Source organism: Sediminispirochaeta smaragdinae DSM 11293, assembly GCF_000143985.1.
GTDB classification, from domain to species: domain Bacteria; phylum Spirochaetota; class Spirochaetia; order DSM-16054; family Sediminispirochaetaceae; genus Sediminispirochaeta; species Sediminispirochaeta smaragdinae.
This window is the reverse complement of the sequence record NC_014364.1, coordinates 3,558,260-3,577,967: the sequence shown is the minus strand read 5'-3', so window position 1 is coordinate 3,577,967 and position 19,708 is coordinate 3,558,260. Positions and strand designations below refer to the sequence as shown.

Genomic DNA, 19,708 nt, shown 5'->3' with positions numbered 1-19,708 from the left:
TATATACCGATTATAATAGACATTTATACCATATATTGTGACTATTTTTTGTGAAATATAATGATAATATTGAACCTTTAGAGTGTATTAAAAACTGCATCGTGCGCCGATCCAGGCACAGTCAAGATCATCGTAGGCTGCATAATCTCCCTTTCCATCCTCTCCCTCGCTATAGAGTTGAATCCCGCCCCGAAGTGAAAGCGCATCGCTGAGGCTCCATTCTGCTTCCAGTTCAATTGCCGAATCCCAATAGACCATTCCCATAGCGAGGGATGCCGAGAGAGTGAGGGTCTCCCGCAGCAGATCCTTCGAGATGCTTACGGTTCCCGTACTGCTTCTTCTATCCCGGTCCATAGCATCTTCATAATCGAGGACCCAATCTTCCATGTACTGGGCGGTCAGCGACCACCCGTTTCCCGGTATCCAGTCGATTCCGGACAGGCCCATGATCTGGTTTTTTTCTAGGGATTGGCCAAAGCCTTCGGCCGCAGAGAACCGCCTACCGACGAAAAGGGCACCCTCTGTTCGCAGAACTACTTCCTTTATGGGAATGGCGGCGTCGAGACCGGTCATCCAGATCTGATAATAGCGTGATTCCACCTCTACGGTTCCGGAGCTGCCGTCTACCGTCAGACTCCTTTCCTGGACCGGAAAATCGTCCCATCCGTGGAAAAGGGAGAGGCTCAGGTCCATACACGGAAGGTACCAGGAACCTCTGAGAGCCCATTCACTGTCCCAGAAATCTTTCGGCAGATTCTTTTCCGTGAAATCATAAGAGACCGGAAGAGCAGATCCCAGGTACGCAATGGAATCGGGATACTCGCTCGTAAGAGGGTTGAGAGAATCGCTTGGAAGAAGAGAAGATGTGTAGACTGGAATCCATATCGCTTCTATGGTGGAAAGAGCTCCCAGAAGCCTCAGCTTGACCGCCTCAGCGGGAAGGCGTGTGTCTTCGTATTCCTGTCCCACGAAGCCTGTATAGTCCTTGGGCGATATAATATCGGTGATTTGTAGTCCGTCTGCCTTACCCCAGATGATGATCTGGCGTCCTATCCGCAGGTCGAAAGCTTCGGACATGTATTCATAGTAGAGTTCCTTCAGGGTAAAACCACTTTCGGAAGGAACAAGGCTGTCGTAGACACCATCTACCGATGCAAAGAAGCTCGAGTCTCCCGAATACAGGCGTATTTCACTTCGTAGCCTGCTTTCGGCGCTCAATAGGTTCTGATCATCTCCCGTGCCAAAGGCATAGTGTGAATCTGCAAAACCGCTGGTCTCCAGCTGGGCATAGAGCAGGGGATAGGGAAGCATGATGCAAAAAAAGGCCGCCAAGGCGGCGGCCCTTATATGGTTTTTCTTCATCAGCGAATTCTCCCCTGCTCAAGAGTTGAGACCCTGAAAAGAGCATCCGACACTTCTTGGTTGTAGCTGACGCCCCTGGTTTCCATAAGGGTGGTGTGTTGGTCTTGTAGGTTCTCCATTTCCATCCGTCCTGCCGTCCAGATTCCGTTGATCTGTTCAATCTGGGAAACGACAAGTTTCTTAAGCAGCTTACCCTGACGATCAAAGTAGTCGACTTGTACAACCATGGAAATATCCTGACGAATCTTTGATATCTTTTTTGAATACATATAGTTGGGGTCTTTCGGCGTCGATTCGACAACCCAGCACCGTTTTCCGTCCACCGTTTCTTCCCCAATTAGCTTGTGTTCATCCTCGTCGACTTCCCTGTCTCCCATATCGTCGTAGGTAAAGTCGGTACCCATGAAATAGTCGTTACGAGAGGACCCGGATATTCTTCGAACCTTTCGCAATGCCGGCATGAAGAGCCATGTATCATCATCTTTGCCGCTCTCTTCATACGACCACGTCAGGTAGCCTACGCCCTTGACGTCGGAGGGGGTCAAGAAGACCATAACGGTTTTTTCGTCCTCACCATAATCTTTGCTGTATGAGAGTACCTCCCTGGTCCTTACGTTTCCCCTTCGACTGGTGAGAGTCATGACCATCTCGTTGCGGCTGGTATCTCCGTCGTCCCGATCATCCACCATCTGCATGATGTCACGGCCGCTAAGACTCTCGGCTCCTATCGACAGGACCGGAAGTGTGGACAGAGCCAGGAATACAAGCAGACATGGAACGTGATTCAGGCTTTTCTCGGTAATTCTGGTATGCATACGCTACTCCTTTGATTGGTATATGGCTAAAGGGCTCTCCGATCGGCCGTTTCTTTGCCAAAGGGCTTTGTTATGTAGATCAGGATCGGAGTCATGAGGTAGTCGGCAGCAAGGGCAGCGGTAAGGCCGATGACCGCCAGTATGCCGACCCTGGAAAGGGTATTAACAGGTGAAAAGATATACATGGCAAAGGATGCCGATAGAATCACAGTAGTCATTGCAAGCGTCTTACCTATGTTCCGAAAGGAGATGAGTATCGCATCATGGTAATTTCCTCCCCGTTCGAACTCATATTTAATGTGATTGATGAAATGTATCGTATCGTCTACTGCAATCCCCAGAAGCATCGGCATAATGGTCATGGTCATCATATCGAGGGAGAACCCGAAATATCCCATGACTCCTCCGATTACCACAATGGGAGTAATGTTGGGGATCATTCCGATAAGTCCGGTTCTGAGGCTTCCGAACACAAGAGCAAGAAGAATTCCAATGACACAAAGTGCCGTCAGGAATGATTTTAATTCTCCGATGACGATTTTTTCATTCATGGCTGCAAAACGTACAGCACTTCCCACTATATCGACTCTTGCGTGAGGAAATAGCTCTGTGCCGAGCCGACGTATGTGATCAAGCTCATAGACTATTTCATTGGCATCAAACCTTGATAGTTCGATTTGCGCACGTAGAATTGAGTAGTTTTCATCTATCCATTCGTAGGTCTTTGTTCCTCCTGAAAGCTCATAGAGAAAGAGCAACTGGCTGACCATTTCTCTATTCTCAGGTATCTGATAGTAGTCAGGGTCATCTTCATGTAGGGTCCTGTTCATTTCTTTTACAATATCCAGAATGGAATAAATTTTAGGGACCCCATTGCTTTTCTTTGTGAGTTCGAAGCCTCCTGCTTCTTGAATAAGCTTGTCCAGTCTTTTCAGAATATCGGGATCCTTAACGGCGTCCTGCTCTCCGAAATCTACGGTAACGTTGTAGGAGATATACGAGCCAAGCTGGGAGTTGACTACATCATAAACCCTTTTTATATAAGGGATTCTTAGCCCCATAAACTCAAAACTGTCTATGTTTACGCTAACCTTGAAGACTCCCGGAACAAGGAGTACAGCCGCTATAATAAAAACAAAGAGGATTGATTTCCTTCTGGCAATGACAAATTCACCAAGACCGCGAAAACGACGATCAGAAGCGCTCATCCCTTTTGCCTGCAGACGATCGCTGCTGTCTGTTCGGTCTTTTCCAAAACTGAGGAGAATTGGGGTCAGTATGATGACATAAAGGTAAACAACACCGACAACTGCGGCACAGGTAAAGCCCAGCCAGCGGATTGGTATGATGCCTGCAGCGGAAAAGGAGAGTACCGATCCCATAGTGGTTACCGCTGTGAAAAAAATGGGCCAGCCTGTTTCCTCTACCGCGGTAATAACCGATTTTTTCCGATTTCCTGTTTCACGAAAATATCTTTTGAACGTGTTAATAAGATGAATAGAGTAACCAACCGCCAAGGCCATGCCAAGAAGCACAGGAAGTGTCATCATATTCGCATCGATGGCGGTTCCAATCCAACCGTAGATGCCGTATACTAACGCTATACCTGCAATGGTGGTGAATAGTGGTACCAAAAGGCCTCTAAGCGACCTAAGAAAAAGAAGAAGCAATAGTGCCATGGCAATAAAGCCGGTTCCGACTCTAAGAGCGGCTTCGCTGCCCATAAAATCCCGTTCTTCAGTTTCGGTATAGGGCATGCCGACCGCCTTAATGGTATAGTAAGGACTTTCCCATTTTGGATCTGTAACCACTGCGATGGCAGCCTCTCCTGCCCGATACATTGGTTCCACATCGTTTTCCGCTTTCCATACCGCTTCATCTGGATATTCCTTCAGGGAAAGAGAAATCCAGGTTTCCTTTGCGTCTGCCGATACGATCTTGTTTACAAGAGCCTCTCTCGAAAGAACCAGCTCCTTAATTTCAGCCAGTTCCTGTGGATCTTGCGGAATTTCGTCTCCCACCGGATTTATGACAGCTATTCCTTCTTCGGTCCCTACTGAGACATCCAATTCGGTCAACGATGTAATCTCATCGGCATAAGGGACCTTGAGTAATAGCTCGTTGCCAATTTCACGGATCATTTGCAAGACGTATGGTTGAAACACATCGTCCGATTCAACAAGAAGAGCAATGGTATCATTGTTCCCGAAAAGCTCTTCAAAACGGTCCGTTGCAATTTCAATCTCATCTGCCTTGTTAAACCATTCGTCATTAGAGCTTGTAACTGCGACTTTATTCAGGCCGCTGAAACCAAAAGCAGAAACAAGAAGCATAAACAGAAGAATGAGCCAGCGGTGGGCGATAAGCCAGGTGCCGATTCTCCGGAATATGCTATTAACACTATGGAGTTGCATGAACGTCTCCCGTTGTTAGTTTTATTTATAAAAGTTAGCTAAAACTAATTGAAGAACGCCCTTCTGTCTCGCCTTATTGGACGAAAAAATGATCCAAACGGACGAGGGGCTATAGGCTGCTAATTTCCCTCTTTTTGGGCTTTCTTACGAAATTGTAAAGGGGTAATGCCGTAGACACTTTTGAAGGCAGAAGCAAACTTACTTGGATTTGAATATCCTAATCGATTTGCAATTTCAAGGACGGTTTCATTACCTTCTTTAAGCTGCCTGCTGGCATGTTCCATTCTGCAGTTTTTGATGTAGGTGTAGACTGGGACATGGAATGTTTTGCGAAACGCTTCTTTTAGTGTTGTCCTGCTCATAAAAAAGGAATCACAAAGAAGATCGATTGATAGTTCTTGTTCAATGGCTTTATCGATGTATTGCTTTACTTTTTTCATTTTTTCTACAGATCGGGCCGAAGGTTGATGCTTATTTGGGCACTCTTTTTTAATAAACTCCATTTCTAAGAAAAAGAGTTCCATGGCCCTGATCCTCAACAGTTCCATATTTCCGCAGAAAAACAGATTTTTTAATATTTCTGTCAGTGCCATAGCATGAGCCGGCGTCGGAATCTTAAGGCAGGGTGCATGATGCTGCAACAAACGATAGAAGCCTTCCACTCTGTCGGCTTCTACTCCCAACGTTTTTTTAAAAGAAGCTGTGATTGTGTCTAAGTAACAGAAAATATCGATGCTTCTGAATAAGCCTTCCGAGAATTGCGCTTGCAGAAAGTACTGTCTTCCTCCGTAGTAAACCGCATGATTGGGACTGGTGGAAAAGCAGCTGCCGTTGTCCCCTTCGGCCCAAAAGTTTCCCTGTTCACAGTAATCGATTTTAATGACTCTACCGCCGAATTCTTGATGCCTGTTGTTCTTTAACGGTCGGCGTACGTACAGATGGTTAAAGCTGATATAGAAACCCGGCAAAATAGGGATAAGCTCGCAATGTCCTTCTCCCAGCTCCTTTTTCAGCTGTAAGCGAATGACGTGCTGGTCATCGATTACATAGCTGGAAGCTTCAGATAAGAAATACTCTTCCAGGATATTGTTCATAAGATCACCTGTTTAGGACATGCTAATATAAATAGCCAAAGCTATCAAGCGTAAACATAAAGCTCCATCGATTGCCAGCCATTCGATGGGTAATGGGATGGCTTTTTTTAGAGCCTTGGACAAGTAGTAATAATTTGGTACGTTTTTTTATTATCGCTAAAAGGATGGAAACGTGATCAGTTATGCTACGTTAGTTACTTTTTTTGTTTATTTTGTCTTTCTGATGGCCGTAGGAATCTATTTTTATCGGCGCACCAGTAACCTTGAAGATTATTTGCTCGGAGGCCGTGGAATGGGGAGCTGGGTCACTGCCCTCTCTGCCCAGGCCAGCGATATGAGCGGATGGCTCCTTATGGGGCTTCCGGGGGCTGTCTATTTGTGGGGAATCAATCAGAGCTGGATTGCCATCGGATTGGGAATCGGGACATTTTTTAACTGGTTACTGGTTGCTCCTCGCCTGCGTATGTATACCGGGAAGCTTCATTCCATGACCCTGTCTGGTTTCCTTGGTGAGCGTTTTGGAGACCCTACCGGCCTTATCAGGATTATTTCAGCCCTTATCACCCTGCTATTTTTCACTATCTATGCCTCTTCCGGTCTTGTCGCGGCGGGAAAGTTGTTTGTCGCCATGTTCGGGATGCACTATGCCATTGCCGTTATTGTAGGGGCCGTTGTTATGATTTTATATACCTTTTTGGGGGGATTTCTCGCCGTTTGCTGGACCGATCTTTTTCAGGGCCTTTTGATGTTTATAGCGATCATCGTTGTCCCCATTGTCGGCTTGCAACATGCGGGAGGGATGTCGGCAATCGGCCGGTCGATTGTCGAAAAGGGACTTTCAACTTCGCTTTTTACCTCCGGTTCCGGTATCGCCGGAATCGTCGCGATTATTTCCACCATGGCCTGGGGGCTCGGTTATTTTGGTCAGCCGCATATTCTTGCCCGGTTTATGGGGATCAAGTCGATAAAGGAGCTCCCCAAGTCTATGACGATAGCAATGATATGGGTAGTGGTATCTCTGACCGGAGCGGTGATTGTCGGACTTATCGGTACGGCCGTGGTACCGGGCTTAAGCGGGGGGAATGAAGAAAAGGTATTTATCCTCATGATCGATGGGCTCTTTAATCCCTGGCTTGGAGGAGTGCTTCTTGCTGCCATTCTGGCTGCGATTATGTCTACAATTGATTCACAGCTCCTCGTTTCCTCTTCTGCCCTTACCGAGGATTTTTATAAACACATCATTAGGAAAGAGGCCTCTGACAAAGAGCTTATCTGGGTTGGAAGAATTTGTGTGCTGATTATCGCTCTCATTGCCTTATTCCTTGCCCTTAATCCCAATTCGACGGTCTTAGGGCTTGTCTCATACGCATGGGGCGGCTTCGGTGCAGCCTTCGGTCCTGCCGTTCTGATGGCGCTTTTTTCCAGGAAAACCGGGTGGCAGTCGATTCTCGGCGGTATCGTCGTCGGGACCGTTGTGCTGGTCATTTGGAAAAACCTTGGCCTTGGTTCGGTCATGTACGAGATCGTTCCCGGCTTTTTGGCCAATTTTTTGACCGTTTTCCTGCTGAATTTCAAGTTCGGTCAGCAGAATGAGAGAATCCTATCTGAATTCGATGAGGTCGAACAGAGTATTGCAAAAGCATAAGCTGTCGTTTATATCACTAAAAGAATGTGCATGGAGGAAAATGGTGAATAAGAAAAAGCTGATCATGGTGATTCTGGTTGTAGCAGGTTTCTTTGTGTCCTGTACCCCGCAGAACTCCTCTTCTGATATAGAAGGATCTGAAAAGGCGGAAGAACGTTCCCTTGTGACAGAGACCAGGCAAATTTCTGATCCCCCTTCCGCACCTGTCGAGGCTGCATCGACAGGGAATCATATAGAGGAGACCGCAGCAGAAGGATCTGACGTGGAAGGACGGAAAACGGTATTGGCGGCCCTGCATCGCAACAGCAAACTTGTTCCGGCTCCTGCACATGCCAAGTATGTGCAGGACGAGGTTGATTTCACCACGCTTCAGGATCTTTCCGAATACGAACAGACGGCGGTTATCGGCAGCAGGGTCGCCCTTTTCTATCCAGAGGCGGATCTAAAGACCAGTACTGATCTCGATACCCTTCCTCAGGGTACCCCTCTGCCGATATCAACGATTATTCCCATACTCGGTCGTGTCAAAAATGAGGACCGGCAATATTACGGATTTTTCTTTTTTCAGAACAACTACAATTTTTTCTACAAGACCGAATGGGAAGGCAGGCCCGGCCTGGTTTTCGGGGCAGATTTGGTGGGTACGAATAGCAAGCTCAATGCCATAACCTCACGCATGTATAAAAGTCCCGTGGATTTTGAGCAGTTTTCTCCCTTTACCGGTTTTTATCTGCTCAGCGATGCCGAACGGGCAAAACTCAAGAGTGATCGTATCGCGTTTCAAGAGGTTTCGCCGTCCGAGTATTCCCTGAGCCTCTCAAAACCCGATGATATGATCTCCCTTTATATGGATACGGCAAAGGAGAAGCAGACTCCCCTGTTTATCACCACCGATCTCATTGCAAACGGGCTTCACCTTTTCTTTGACAAATTCCTTCAGTACAGTGAAGAAACCTATTTTATGCCCAGGCTTGATGCGTTAGTCGATGCCTACATCGCTGCGCTAAAGTCGATGACACCGGAGCCGGAGGCCGATGATGCCTATGCGGCCGCCTACCGCTCGGTGCTCACCTATTTTAGCATTGCCGACTGTCTTATCGCCCTTGCGCCGACTACCTCTCAAGGGGATCAGGAGGGGCCGCCCGGGAGTCAGATTACTGTGTATGAAAAAAAAGACCAGGAACAGGTGCTCTCGACCTACCCCGAAGAGGTTCAGAGCGAAGTCTCGCTCATTCTTGCAGCCGCCGGCCCGCAGATTTCACCCAATTTCCACTACAATGAGGATTATACCCAGTATAAGCCCCGGGGCCACTACACCAAGAATGGCGTTCTCGAAGCCTATTTCCGAACCATGATGTGGTTCGGCAGGCTACATATGTACATCTCGACAGGAAATGATCCCGTCATAGGTCCGGCCCCTCAGGATAGTGCCGAAGATCTTTCCCTGCAGCATCTTCCCATGGTGGCAATCATCGAGACGATTACTGCCTCCCATCAGGATATCTATGATGCCTGGAAGGCCCTTTTTTATCCCGTAACCGATCTCATCGGGGCCAGTGACGACCTCTCTTTTAAAGAAATCATGCCTTTCTTTGATTCTCTGAAGATTTCCGATCTTGTCGTCTGGATCGATGATGTCAATCAGCTCAAGGCTGCAATCAGAGATGCCAACGAAACCCTGAAGGCTCCCCTTATTTCCGGGAACTCTGTCTTCGAGGCTCCTTCGTCCGAAGGACGAAAGCAGCCTCTCGGTTGGAGACTCTTCGGCCAGCGCTTTACCTATGATTCCTATATTCATCAGCAGGTCTCGCCTCCGAGGCTCATGAGCCGGGATATTGTCAGAGGCCTGGATGTGATGAAGGCCTTCGGATCAGAGAGTGCCGACCAGTTTTTGGCTGCTTCAGACTATCCCACAATGGTAGGACTGGAAGAGCGCCTCGACGAGCTTGAGGCGGAGTTTGACGCATATCCAGCCGATTTTTGGCAGCAGACCTACTATAATGCCGTATTGGACATGATCAGGAGTCAGGCCCTCTTCGAACCGGGTAGCGGCTTCTTCTTTACCGAAACACCGATGTGGGCTGTCAAAAGTGAACTATCGGCACACGGGACCTGGGCAGCCCTGCGTCACGACACCATTTTGTATGTGAAACAGGTGTATGCCGAACGGGCGGGGGATGGTGATTATAATGAGACCTTCCGAACAGAACCCTTGCCCCAGCCTGTGCATTACATTGAACCAAATCGACAGTTTTTTAAAGGAGCACGTTCAGCAGTCAATCTGATTGCAAAAAGCGGAAAGACATATCAGCTTATCGATGAACAATACGAGCGGAAGATAGCATCCTGGCAGCAGCTTTTGGAGCGCATGAAACAGATTGTTGACCTTGAGTATGTCGATGAGCAGGTCTCTGCCGAAGATGTAGCCTGGATCAGAACCATCCCGCAGCAACTGGTCCCCCTTGTTCAGCCTCCAGGGGCCGGCTATGCCTCCTATGCCGAGGATGATGACGCCCTGAAGGGGGCCATTGTGGCCGATGTTTTTACCAATGCCGAAGCGGGTACGGTACTTGAGGTCGGCTTGGGAATACCGTATCGAATCTATGTCTGCCTTAACGACGGACAAGGGGGAAAACGGGTTGCCGTTGGCTACACCTTCAGCTATTACGAGTTTCCTATGCCCCAGGATAAACGGATGACCAACGAAGAGTGGCGGGCGATGGTGTATGCTCCCGACTTTGCGGCTGAAGAGCATCAGCCCTTCTGGAGTCGTGGAGTAAACCTTGCTATCCGGGCTGACCAATGAAAAAAGCTCTGGCGGCGGCTCTCTTGTTTTTGTTCGGCTGTGCCGCTGCCTTCCCACTGAAATCGGATGATTTCTATCTTTCCTGGGACCTTAGGGGGGAACACATCCCTCTGTTTGGCTTCCAGCCCAAAGAGTCGTCACTTCCTGCCGATGCGAAACCTGTCGCCGGCATCGTAAGCCACCACCTGTTGGCAGGGCAGCTTATCGACCAGTGGTTCAGGACTCTTGCCGGATGCCGGGAAGTCGACCGGTTTTTCATGCTCTCTCCCCGGCATTGGGATCTGGGTAGCGGGCCTTATTCCCTTACCGATGCCGACTGGCATACCGCTTCAGGCATTGTTTCTTCGGATCGTGATATGATTTCTGATCTGGCGACCGAATTGGGGGTAGAGATTGATCCAGAGGTCTTTGTTACCGAACACGGTATCGGAACCTTCATGCCGTTTATTGCCAGATATTTTCCGCATGCCACGGTTGTGGCCATAGCCTATCCGGGAGAGCCCCCCGTGAATATGCCCATGGCAGAAAAACTTTGGGCGGTCATGAAGAGGGCGTTGTTCGAAAAAAGGGCAAATGGGACGGATAAGAATTTCCTCCTTATTTCTACGGACTTCGCACACCATGGGGACCTTGAAACGGTGATGAAAAAAGATCAGCGGACGAGGCGATTCCTGGATGATCCGAAAAGCGATACGTGGATTTTTGGCGGCTGTGATAATCGACCTGGCATGTATATCCTCGGGAAGATGGCGGATATGCTGACTCGGCCCAGGATTTCCGTGCTCTATCACAGCAATTCCTTTGCCCTTTCGGGCAAGGACCCTCAGGATATTACCAGCTATTTTTTTGCCTATCTGTATGAAGCCTCCGACGAAGACTCATGCTCGGGGCCTTCAGGACGGTAACATCATGTTCCTTCCAATACTCCGGTTCAAATCCCGCCTTCCTGTTTAGGGTTTCAAGGAATTGATATCTGGATAGGTTCCGCTCCGTGGCCAGCGACGCCTGCAGAAGCGTCCGTTCTCCGTTGGCATCAAGGAGAAGGCTGTCGACTCCTGGAATGAAATTCATAGGATCTTCCATCGGGATAAATTCCCCGAAGATAGAGAGCTCCACTTCAAGTTCGGAAAGCTCGTTTTTTTGTATGCTCTCGTAGCGTGGATCGGTAAAGGCCGCATCCAGGGCCGCGAGTTGGACGGCTTTCCGGTAGTCGTCCACACCGCTGTAGAAGCTCATGCAGCCGCGGTCTTCGTATCCTGAAACAAAACGAACGGCAACGCCCCGCTGCCGTTTCCCCGGAATGTAGAGTTGATCCCGTCTGGGGAGTTCCGACGCCTGAAGAGCGTCGCACAGGCTTTTCTCTGCATACGTACTTAGATTTTCCAGTTGCTTCGGAGAAACTTCCTCCCGCAGGATTTGGTAGCGGCTCAGTTCCGCATCGAAATCCTCCAGAACCCTTTTTGCTGCATCATCTCCCGGAATGGTTCCTGCCTGGCAAAACGCCTTCCATACCGAAGCTGGTGCATGGTTCCACAATTCGATACCAGGTGCAAAGCTGGCACCAAAGTCGATGAAGTTCGGCTGTTTTGCCCATTGGCACCAGCTTTCGTACTCTTCCCGGCTTTCGGCAGACACATTTGTACCGCCGAAGTCAAGAATTGCGGGCCAGCGGGCTCCAAGCCGCTGGTAGCTCCTGGCAAACCATCGCCACCCATCCTCAGGCTTCGGTTGATAGGCTGCCGAAAGGGCGACGGTTATGATCTCGGCATTGGATCGTTCGATGAAATCGAGCATCTCTTCGAGAAAGAGATCGGGATCGGGACCTGGGGCCACGGTGAGGACATCAAGGTCGAGGCTTATTGCCAAGCGGCCGGAAAAACCTTCTTTTTCGATGGTCAGAAGCTGCGGCCAGTCGACAAGCTGTATCGCATTGCGTTTTGTTTCCGCAAGCTCAAGGGGATCGTTTGCAATCTTTCGTTCCAGCCATGCCTTACGTGCGTTTCTGTTGGGAAGGAGTAGGGTATGCCCTGAGACCCAGTAGATGGTGTTGACGGTACCGGTCTCAATCAGACCTCCCAGCCAATTGAAACTGGTCAGACTGTGTTCATCGATATCTGAAGAGCGGTAATCCGGGCCGGGGCCAGCATCATGGTGGTAGCCCAGGAGAATGAGGGTGAATGGTCTTCCTCCGTCCCTGGCCTCTTGAATTCTTTGATAGGAATCGACATGACGGTCGGAAAAAAAGAGTGTTGTCTCTGTTTGGGACCCATCGTTGTGCATACAGGAAATAAGAAATAAAAGGAATATAAAAACAATAATAAGGCAAAATTTTTCTTTGTGATGTTGCATCTTTCTACTCTTTTGAATTTCTCATGACACAATGCATGACATTGAAGTGTATGGCATGTTTCGTTATAATGTAAAGAACTACTATTTTAGATAGGAGCGTATTCATGTATTATGCCGCATATGAGAAGAAAACATCGAAGACGAAAAAGTGGAAGATTTTCAGCACGAAAAGCGATTTATTATCCCATTTTGAAAAGATTGAACCTCGTGCAGTTCCCGAATCGAAAGATGTGGTGGAACTTGATCAGAATCTTTCCTCATGGAGTATTGCGAAGCTTACTCCTGCTACCAGAAAAAAATTAGAAGATCATTTTGAAAAACCAGCGGCTGAGCTGAATGGCAAGGGTGATTTTCTGCCTGATTTGGTGAAAAAGCTTTAAACACGCTTAGTGTTCCGAATATTGGTGATGTAAAGAGTTCAATTCCTTTTCTCATCGGTGATTACCCAAATATGTATAAAAAAAATATGTAAAAAAGAAAAAGCAAGGAATTTTTCTGCACCAATAGGCTGTCACCACCAGGATTCGAAACACTACCATATATTTACTACTGCGGCCGTCGAAGCTCTTCTCCGTTTTTCCCCTCATAACGTAATCCCCAGCCCGTAATAATCGCCACAACCAGGGTGACGAATAGGGCCATGGGATATATGAGACCGCCTGCCAGCGAGACAGGATTCACTCCACTAAGGGCGACTGAGATAAAGACGAATACGCTCAGAAAGGGGAGGGCAACCGGAAGGCTGTTGACGAAGCCGTCAAGAAGATTGGCCCGACGGAAGGGATGAATCCCCTTTCGGTTCCCAATCTCATTCACTACTGGCCCAAAGGTGAGGATTGCGGCACTTGTCACTCCTCCGAAAATTGCCGTGGTAAGACAGGCTCCGATGGCTATTGCCGCCTCGGTGCCTCGAACGCTTTGTCCCATTCTGCTTCCGAGAATTGCCTCAACAAGATGGTCAAGTGCGCCTGCTGCCTGCAATACGCCCATAATACCGAATACCGAGATGACCAACGTGACGGTTCCCATTATGCTTTGAACTCCGGTCGGCAAAAAGCCCGAGACATGATTGCCCAATTCCCCTGACGAGGCAAAAAGGCTATCCCAGGTGAATATGCCGCTGAGCAAACCGGTGATAATCCCCGTAACGAGGCCGACGGATATTGCCTTAAAAAGATTCCGACTTACGACAGCGACGATCAGTAACAAGGCAACGGGAATCAGCATAAACAGTTTTACGGGGTCGCCGAGGGTTCCGACATCTTCGGCAATTGTACCGCCTTTTCCTCCGATTATGAGATAGATGATAAGCGCAGCTATGGAGGCGACCAATGAGTATTTGAATCGGCTTGCCACGACACCAGCGATTTCGGCCGTTTTTTGCTTGTCGTTATAGGTCTGTGTCGATGCTGAGGCAATGGTCGTATCGGAGATGGGAGCGAGGTTGTCGCCAAAGATACATCCCGATGTGATGGCCCCGGCAAGACATGCGGGGTTGGCGCCCAGTGCGACTCCCGATGCGAAAAAGATCGGAAATGCCGCGAACATGGTGCCGATGGATGATCCCGTTGCCGTAGAGATCACACACGTCGCCAGAAAGGTAAAGGCGACAAAAAGCCCGCCCTTCATTCCTATCGTGTTTGCAATCCATACAAAGCCCTCGGATGCGCTGCTGTCTTTCATCATCTGTGAAAACATACCGATGACAAACAGGATAACGACAATAGTCACCGAATTGGGACTTGAAATTCCCCGTATGACCGCATCCCAATACTGCTTATAATCTTTTGCAAGGGGGGCCCCGATCAAAAGACCAAGAAAGCCTCCCATGGCCAATGCATGCAGATCGTACGACAGGTATACCAGGAACAAGAGAATACAAAAGAGGAAGAAAACGGCTATGGGAACAAACGAAAGGCACCATCCGCCCCTGAATTCGAGAACTCTTTGTTTATCCATCTCTCCTCCTTACCTGTCGGTATATGAAGCACAATTTTTACATTTTGTTCAAGTTCTTTTTTATAGAAACAACTATGTAAAAAAACACCGCTGCCTTCGACCGCAGCGGTGTTTGATGGTCTCTGACCTCGGAATGGCCGATCAGAAAAGGCATTCACCCAGTCGTCTAATCACTTTTTCGTTCTATACGGGCCGAGAAAGAGGGGGTGCCGTCTTCAAGATAGCCGTAAACCGATGAATCCGATTCGGTATCGTATCGCCGAAGTAGTAGCTTGTCGCTATACGATGCCGCCTGCAGGTAGTTAATGGCAAAATGGAGATTCCCGCTTGTAGTGATCTCTTCGGGCGTGTAACAATCCAGAAACCAGCGGACATAACGGGTGTTGTTTACATGGTTATTCTGATCGAGATCTGAATAACGCGCTGTGACCTCCATCTCTTGCTTACTGTCGTTGTCAATTTCCGAAATTTTTGGTGCCGTTCCCTCTACGGCAAGACCAATGCCCTCCATAGAGAGGTTGGCGAAAATCGTCTGAGGCCGTATCGGACGCATGGTATCCAATTTTAACAGCAGCCAGGAGCTTGTCGCGCGGGCGCAAACCGTTCCCTCTTCCGACTCAAGAATATAATCACGTATGGCAAAGGGCCCCTGGGGCTGTTTGGGCCATGTGCTTAATCGTATCCGATCGCGATGCTTCGGAAATGCATCGATTTCGAGAAGTAAGCGCGAAAGCACCCACATCAGATTTTCCTGTTTACTGTATGTCTCTCCAAATCCAAGTTCCTCCGCATGAAGGAGTGCGGCTTCCTGAAAGAGAGCGAAGAAGGAGGGGAGGGATAAGACTCCCCTTGCATCGGTTTCGCTGTACATCACGGTATGTTCTGTTGTGTATCTTGATACTTGTTTCATCGATTCCTCGTTAATCACTATTTGCTCCATCCTAAAAAAAGATGGGGTTCATTGCAAGGTCCTCATCCTATGTTTGGGAATAGGACACCCCAAAAGGAGCAGGGTTTCCTATTTTCTGCTGGTAAAAACTTTAATAACATCCTCATTATGGTCTATTTACGGGGGGGTAAATGAGGTGTTTACTTTAAAAAAAGGAGGCAAGAATGAAAAAGAATGGTGCTTTGATGCTTCTGTTTTTCGGATTTTGTCTTATTATCGGAACCCTGCAGGTCGGGCCTGTTTCGGCTTGCTCAACCGTGCTTGCCGGAAAAGACGCGACGAAAGACGGTTCTGTGCTGCTGGGGCATAATGAGGACAATGGCGGGGTTTGCAACACGTTGCAATGGAGGGTTCCACGGCAGTACCATAGCAAAGGTGAGGTTGTTCATCTAAAACGCGGGGGAACCTTAGCTCAGGTGGAAATGACCTATGCCTATATATGGTCGGAAAATGTGGGGCTTGAATGGAGTGATGGCGGGATAAATGAGTTTGGGGTAACGGTCGGAAGTAATTGGGCAGGTTCGCGTGTTCAGCCTGAGGATGCGGAATTAACCGACGGCGGTATCGGGTACATGCTTCGGCACCTCATACTTCAACGGGCAGGATCGGCTCGCGAGGGTGTTGAGATAGCGACGCAACTTGTCAGTCGGTTCGGTTATGCACATCCCGGCCGTTCTTATCAGATTGCCGATCCCAAGGAAGCATGGGTCCTCCATGTCATACGGGGAAAGCACTTTGTTGCGGAACGGGTTCCGGATGATGAGGTGTATTTTGTTCCCAATGTGTATGTTATTCATGATGTGGATTTTGACGACCATGAAAATTTTATTGTCTCACCGGGATTAAAAGAGTATGCGATAGCCCACGGGTGGTACGAGCCGAGCGATGCCTTTGATTTTGCGAAGATCTTTGCGGATCAGGAAAGCCTGGTGGCCAATTCCAATACCTACCGCCAACGTGGCGCTCAATTTTTGTTGACCGGTAAGGAGCCTGTCTTTTTGGAAGGGGAATGGAAGCTTCCCTTTGCGGTTAAGCCGAATAGGAAGATAGGGGTTGAGGATGTGGCTCAAATTTTGCGGTATCATTATGAGGGTTTGTCGCTCTCTTCAAATGAAGGTTACCTGGACGGAAGTCCCCATGGGACTGGTGAACGAAAGATTTGCGTTTCCAACACAAACACCTCGTTTATTGCTCAGTTGCGGGACGGGATGCCCAGAGAGATCGGTTGTATTTATTGGCTGGCAACGGGTTCCCCCTGTACCTCTGTTTATGTCCCCTGGTATTTGGGCATGACGACACTTCCCGAACAGTGGCATGTGGCGAAGGAAACTCCTTTCAACACCCAAGGTTCTTTTCTCGATTATCATTTTGAGCCGACGGAATATCGGCTTCGATTTAATGCCGATTCCGCCTATTACACCTTTTGTGCCCTCGAATACCTGATTGAGAGCAACTATAAGGAGGAAATCGGCGAGGTACAAAAAAACTGGAAAGCAATGGAGGAGCGAGAATTTGCTTTGCAACCTGAGATCGAAGCGACGATGTTACGCCTGTTTGACACGGATAAAGAACTGGCTATGGAGTATGTGACGCAATACTCAACCTTCGTCTCTTTGGAAGCCTTGAGTAAGGCCCATGTGATGCTAAACAATGTACAGACAAAGTATATGACACATTAGGATAGTGCTCAGGTAAGACGACAGTCCCCTTTCCATATAAGAAAGGGGACCCTCGATAAAGCTCTATTATGCTATTATGATAAGGATTTAGCAGTGGAGAACCAGACACGATACTACCGGGAATCATAGCTTCCTTTTATACCTCTAATAACGTTCCGGCTTTTTTTAGCTCCGCTATGATCGAAATATGCTGCGGACAGGCGGCCTCGCAGCTGCCGCACTCGATGCACTCTGATGCCTTTCCCCCGTCCCTGGTTTCCCACATGTAGCTTCCCTTTGCTCCGTCCAGGTTCTTGTAGACCAGGTAGGTGTTCATGGCACGGAAGATTTGCGGAATCACAATATTCTGAGGACAACCCTCCACACAGTAACGGCAATCGGTACAGGGTATACTTGGAATATCCTGTAATACTCCCTGTACAGCGGCGACAATCTCTCGTTCCTTGGAAGAAAGGGGCTGAAAGGATTCCATAGACGATAGGTTGTCCTCCATCTGACCAATGGTGGACATGCCGCTGAGAACGGTTATCAGGCCCTCCAGAGATGCAGCATAGCGAATCGCCCAGGACGATAGCGATACCTTAGGATTTGCTTTCGTAAAAACCGAGGCAGCCGCTTCCGGGAGCGTCGCCAGAGATCCTCCCTTTACCGGTTCCATGATGATAATCGGTTTATTGTGCTTTCGTGCAACCTCATAGCATTTCCGTGATTCGATCGAGGGACTTTCCCAATCCGCATAGTTTATCTGAAGCTGCACAAATTCCATATCCGGATGTTTTTTCAGCACTTCGTCCAATACGGCCGCTTTATCGTGGAAGGAAAAACCGAGATGCTTGATACGTCCTTTATGCTTCTGTTCGGCAAGGAAGTCCCATATCCCATAGTCGTCGAAGACCTGTGTCCTCTTGTCCCCCAGATTATGGAGGAGATAGAAGTCAAAATAGCCCGCGCCCGTTCGTTCCAGTGAGGTCCAAAACATATTTTGGGCTTCCTCCGCATTCTTTGCTCCGGCCCAGGCCGGAAGCTTTGTCGCAAGCTGAAACCGCTCCCGTGGATATCGGTCGACCAGAGCCTCTTTTGCGGCCTCCTCCGATTTGCCGTTCAGATAACCGTATGCCGTGTCGAAATAGGTAAACCCTCTCTCCAGAAATAGATCGACCATCTGTTTTGTTTGCTCGATGTCGACTTCTTCTCCGATCATGGGCAGCCGCATCAGGCCAAACCCGAGTTTTGGAATTGTTTCTCCTATATATGCCATTTGTTCATTATAGGAGTTTCCCGTTTGATTAATCCATAACGATTTTTTGTCAAAAAGCGAGCAAGGAGTTGAAATTGTATATGATTTAATGTATACAGTGTAAATTATGATATACGATACTGTATACATTATATACATAGAGGAGAACATAATGAAGAGGAATTTCTTTGTAAAAGCCTGTTTTTTTCTTGCCGTTTTTGTTTCGATTCTACTGAGTGCCTGCTCATCAGGCTCCAGTTCTTCATCGTCACCGGAAACCGGAGCTATCAGCCCGAAACGAGTAAGTATTTCAGGCCTTGAGGCAAGCGAGCATCTCGGCTATTCCCTGGCAATCTATGGTGATACTGCCGTTGTCGGAAGTGGAGCACAAATTGGTTCGGTCTACATTCTTACAAAAGCAGCCAATGGTACGTGGCAGCAGGAGGAGAAATTAACCAGTGGTGCAAGCACCACCGACTATTTTGGCTGCTCCGTTGCCGCCTATGAGGATACCATCGTCATAGGTGCCAGCGACTATGGTGATGCTTCTATGGATGGAGCCGTTTTTGTTTATACCAAAAGTGGGGGCTCCTGGGTACAGGAAGCCGTACTATCAGGAAGTGATACCACCGGTGGAGACTACTTTGGAACCTCTGTGGGGATATATGACGACACAATCGTGGTCGGCGCCTGGGGCGACGGTGATAAGAAAGGGGCGGCGTATGTCTTTTCTAAGGCTTCCGGCGGTACCTGGTCCCAGACTGCCAAATTGACGGCAAGCGACGGCGTTGCAAAAGATAGGTTTGGGGTTGCGGCGGCGATCTACGACGGAACCATTGCCGTTTCTTCTTTCTATGATGATGATAACAATGAGAAAGATTCCGGCTCGGTCTATATATTTACCGGCACTTCCGGTACATGGTCTCAGAGTGAGAAATTGACGGCGGAAGACGATGCCACGGCCTATGCATACTTTGGAAATGCAATTTCGATCTACGGTGATACCATGGCCATCGGTTCGCGTAATGGGGATAGAGCATACATCTTTACCAAAAATAACGGTTCATGGAGCCGGCAGGCAAAACTGGTACCGGACGGCGGCACTGTTTCAGATTTCGGGAAGTCAATCTGCCTATATGACGACTCCCTCATTGTTGGTGCCTGTACAGACAGCGTGAGCAATCCCGGTTCCATCTATCTCTTCACGAGAAGCGGCAGTAATTGGAATCAGGATGCCTATTTTACCGAATCTGCCGGTAAATTTGCCTTTTCTGTTGCCCTGTACGATGGCGCTGCGTTGATAGGAGCTTCCGGTGATGACGAAGCCGCCCAAGATGCGGGAGCGGTCTTTTACTATAATGAGTAAAAAGGCTTCGGTCCGTGTTCGGAATCCTGGTGG

At 48.5% G+C, this 19,708-nt stretch carries 14 protein-coding genes; 6 read left to right on the top strand and 8 right to left on the bottom strand.

Annotated features, from left to right (window positions below; genetic code table 11):
• Positions 1-87 precede the first annotated feature (87 nt).
• The 4 genes from SPIRS_RS16790 to SPIRS_RS16775 all read right to left on the bottom strand — a co-directional run bounded on the left by SPIRS_RS16790 (position 88) and on the right by SPIRS_RS16775 (position 5,685).
• On the bottom strand, positions 88-1,362 hold the full coding sequence (locus tag SPIRS_RS16790) for a DUF1302 family protein (protein ID WP_013255881.1): 1,275 nt from the start codon (positions 1,360-1,362) through the stop codon (positions 88-90).
• Positions 1,362-2,177 (bottom strand): outer membrane lipoprotein-sorting protein, encoded by an 816-nt coding sequence (locus SPIRS_RS16785; RefSeq protein WP_013255880.1) that lies wholly within the window; start codon positions 2,175-2,177, stop codon positions 1,362-1,364. The genes SPIRS_RS16790 and SPIRS_RS16785 overlap by 1 nt, the downstream gene beginning before the upstream one ends.
• A 26-nt stretch (positions 2,178-2,203) precedes the next feature.
• Complete coding sequence (locus tag SPIRS_RS16780) at positions 2,204-4,591, bottom strand: efflux RND transporter permease subunit (protein ID WP_013255879.1); 2,388 nt, start codon at positions 4,589-4,591, stop codon at positions 2,204-2,206.
• A gap of 119 nt (positions 4,592-4,710) precedes the next feature.
• The gene (locus SPIRS_RS16775; protein WP_013255878.1) at positions 4,711-5,685 is read right to left on the bottom strand and encodes a helix-turn-helix domain-containing protein; all 975 of its coding nucleotides are present in this window, start codon (positions 5,683-5,685) and stop codon (positions 4,711-4,713) included.
• 172 nt (positions 5,686-5,857) lie between these two features.
• On the opposite strand from SPIRS_RS16775, the gene putP reads away from it, so the two are divergent.
• The 3 genes from putP to amrB are packed head-to-tail and all read left to right on the top strand — an operon-like array spanning position 5,858 to position 11,041.
• Positions 5,858-7,330, top strand: a complete 1,473-nt coding sequence (gene putP / locus SPIRS_RS16770; protein WP_013255877.1) for a sodium/proline symporter PutP — start codon at positions 5,858-5,860, stop codon at positions 7,328-7,330.
• A gap of 40 nt (positions 7,331-7,370) precedes the next feature.
• On the top strand, positions 7,371-10,136 hold the full coding sequence (locus tag SPIRS_RS16765) for a DUF3160 domain-containing protein (RefSeq protein ID WP_049784683.1): 2,766 nt from the start codon (positions 7,371-7,373) through the stop codon (positions 10,134-10,136).
• Positions 10,133-11,041 carry an AmmeMemoRadiSam system protein B gene (gene amrB, locus SPIRS_RS16760; protein WP_013255875.1) on the top strand — a complete coding sequence of 303 codons (909 nt, stop codon included), beginning with the start codon at positions 10,133-10,135 and terminating at the stop codon, positions 11,039-11,041. The genes SPIRS_RS16765 and amrB overlap by 4 nt, the downstream gene beginning before the upstream one ends.
• Here the strand turns inward: amrB and SPIRS_RS21880 are convergent.
• The gene (locus SPIRS_RS21880; protein WP_013255874.1) at positions 10,968-12,485 is read right to left on the bottom strand and encodes an AMMECR1 domain-containing protein; all 1,518 of its coding nucleotides are present in this window, start codon (positions 12,483-12,485) and stop codon (positions 10,968-10,970) included. The two genes, amrB and SPIRS_RS21880, sit on opposite strands and share 74 nt — an antisense overlap.
• A 104-nt stretch (positions 12,486-12,589) precedes the next feature.
• Here SPIRS_RS21880 and SPIRS_RS16750 point away from each other — a divergent pair, with 104 nt between their 5' ends.
• Positions 12,590-12,865, top strand: coding sequence for a hypothetical protein (locus SPIRS_RS16750; protein WP_013255873.1), 276 nt, complete (start codon positions 12,590-12,592; stop codon positions 12,863-12,865).
• 166 nt (positions 12,866-13,031) lie between these two features.
• On the opposite strand, the gene SPIRS_RS16745 is transcribed toward SPIRS_RS16750, so the two are convergent.
• Together SPIRS_RS16745 and SPIRS_RS16740 are read right to left on the bottom strand one after the other, a co-directional pair.
• Positions 13,032-14,444, bottom strand: coding sequence for a Na+/H+ antiporter NhaC family protein (locus SPIRS_RS16745; RefSeq protein WP_013255872.1), 1,413 nt, complete (start codon positions 14,442-14,444; stop codon positions 13,032-13,034).
• Positions 14,445-14,610: 166 nt separating this feature from the next.
• Entirely contained in the window at positions 14,611-15,354 is a 744-nt protein-coding gene (locus SPIRS_RS16740) for an acyl-[acyl-carrier-protein] thioesterase (RefSeq protein ID WP_013255871.1), read from the bottom strand.
• A 203-nt stretch (positions 15,355-15,557) separates the two neighbouring features.
• On the opposite strand from SPIRS_RS16740, the gene SPIRS_RS16735 reads away from it, so the two are divergent.
• On the top strand, positions 15,558-17,072 hold the full coding sequence (locus SPIRS_RS16735; protein ID WP_013255870.1) for a dipeptidase: 1,515 nt from the start codon (positions 15,558-15,560) through the stop codon (positions 17,070-17,072).
• 136 nt (positions 17,073-17,208) lie between these two features.
• Here SPIRS_RS16735 and SPIRS_RS16730 read toward each other — a convergent pair whose 3' ends face one another.
• Positions 17,209-18,330, bottom strand: a complete 1,122-nt coding sequence (locus tag SPIRS_RS16730; protein WP_013255869.1) for an aldo/keto reductase — start codon at positions 18,328-18,330, stop codon at positions 17,209-17,211.
• A gap of 151 nt (positions 18,331-18,481) precedes the next feature.
• Between SPIRS_RS16730 and SPIRS_RS16725 the strand changes: the two genes are divergently transcribed.
• The gene (locus SPIRS_RS16725) at positions 18,482-19,675 is read left to right on the top strand and encodes an FG-GAP repeat protein (RefSeq protein WP_013255868.1); all 1,194 of its coding nucleotides are present in this window, start codon (positions 18,482-18,484) and stop codon (positions 19,673-19,675) included.
• Positions 19,676-19,708: the final 33 nt, after the last annotated feature.